Here is a 1,545-nt window from a genome sequence, read left to right as displayed (position 1 = left end):
GCACTGATAATTTGCAATATGGTCGTACCGCCGTTCGGCGGATACCATGTCGGTACGCGGCGCGGTGACCCATCTACCTGCTGGCGCCCCCGCGGGGCCGCCTTCAAAGCGACCTGTCCCGCGCCGCGCACCGGGCCCTCGGGCGGCCGCATGACCTGATAGGAGCCTGAGCGCCGCCGCGGACCCGAACACACCCGCATTGTAGCGCTCCCGCCAGTGCATTGTCTGCCCCGCCCGCAGGGCGCGCACGGTCCACGACGGGGAGGAGACGAGCATGAGGGTCGATCACGGCGACCTGCCCGAGGGGGCGGTCTTCGCGGGGGTGGACACGCACGCCGACGAGCACTGGCTGTGCGTGCTCGACGCGGTCGGGAGGGTGCTGCTCTCCGAGCGGTTCCCGGCGGCGCCGGAGGGCTACGACGCGCTCGCGGCGGCGGTCCGCCGCGCCGGGGAGCCGGTGGCGGTCGGCGTCGAGGGGACGGCGACCTACGGGGCGGGGCTGGCGCGCAGGCTCTCCGAGCTCGGGCTGCCGGTCTGGGAGGTCCTGCAGCCGGAGAGGAGGGGGAGGCCGCGCGGGTCGAGGAAGAGCGACCCCGTCGACGCCGAGCGCGCGGCCCGCAAGGCGCTCTCGGGCGAGGGCCTCTCGGTCCCCAAGTCGCGCGACGGCTGGGTGGAGTCCGCGCGGGCGCTGCTGGCGGCCCGCGACAGGCTGGTGTCGTCGGCGACCGCCGCCGCGAACGCCGCCATCGCCATCGCCAGGTCCGCGCCCGAGGAGGTCGCCGGGCCCCTGAGGGGCATGCGCGCCGACCGCGCGATGCCCGCCGCCCTCGGGATGGCCGAGCCGGACGACCCGGTCGCGGCGTCGGCGCTGCGGGCCGTGAGGGCCCTCGCGGAGAGCTGGCGGGCGTCGCGCGAGGCCGCCGCGCGGCTCCTCGCCGAGATCGAGGGCCTCGTCCGCGGGGGCTGCCCGGCCCTGCTCGCCATGTACGGGTGCGGGGCCGTGAGCGCCGCCCGGCTCGCCGTCGCGGCCGGCGACAACCCCGGCAGGATGGCGTCCGAGGCGGCCTTCGCGGCGCTCTGCGGCGCCTCGCCCGTCGAGGCCTCGAGCGGCAGGACCGTGCGGCACCGCCTCAACCGGGGCGGGGACCGCCGGGCGAACAGCGCGCTCCACCAGATCGCCCGCCACAGGCTCGACCACGACCCGAGGACGCGGGCCTACGCCGCGAGGCGCAGGTCGGAGGGGCTCTCCGACAGGGAGGTCATGAGGTGCCTCAAGCGCTACATAGCGCGGGAGGCGTACCGGGCGCTCACGGGCCCGCGGGGCGCCGCGCCGGGCTTCGACCCGGGCGGGCTCGGTTCGGCGAGGAGGGCCGCGGGGATCAGCCAGGAGGCGGCCGGCGCGGCGCTCGGGGTCTCCCGGGGGCTCATCTCGCTAATCGAGCTCGGGAGGGGCGGGAGCCCGTCGATGCGCGAGCGGTACCGCGCCTGGGTCGAGGACGGGTTTCCAATTCCCGCGGATCAGGGTTGACAAACAATAGGAGCGTC

At 76.2% G+C, this 1,545-nt stretch carries 1 protein-coding gene; it reads left to right on the top strand.

Annotated elements, in window-relative coordinates; translation table 11 throughout:
- Positions 1–274: 274 nt before the first annotated feature.
- Complete coding sequence (locus B5G02_RS09960; RefSeq protein WP_094336097.1) at positions 275–1,528, top strand: IS110 family transposase; 1,254 nt, start codon at positions 275–277, stop codon at positions 1,526–1,528.
- Positions 1,529–1,545: the final 17 nt, after the last annotated feature.

It is taken from the genome of [Collinsella] massiliensis, assembly GCF_002161605.1.
In the GTDB taxonomy this organism is placed as follows: Bacteria; Actinomycetota; Coriobacteriia; order Coriobacteriales; family Coriobacteriaceae; genus Enorma.
This window is presented reverse-complemented; position numbering and strand designations above follow the sequence as displayed.

Coding starts and splice junctions, on each gene's coding strand:
- B5G02_RS09960 (WP_094336097.1), top strand. CDS start 275: ATGAGGGTCGATCACGGCGACCTGCCCGAGGGGGCGGTCTTCGCGGGG.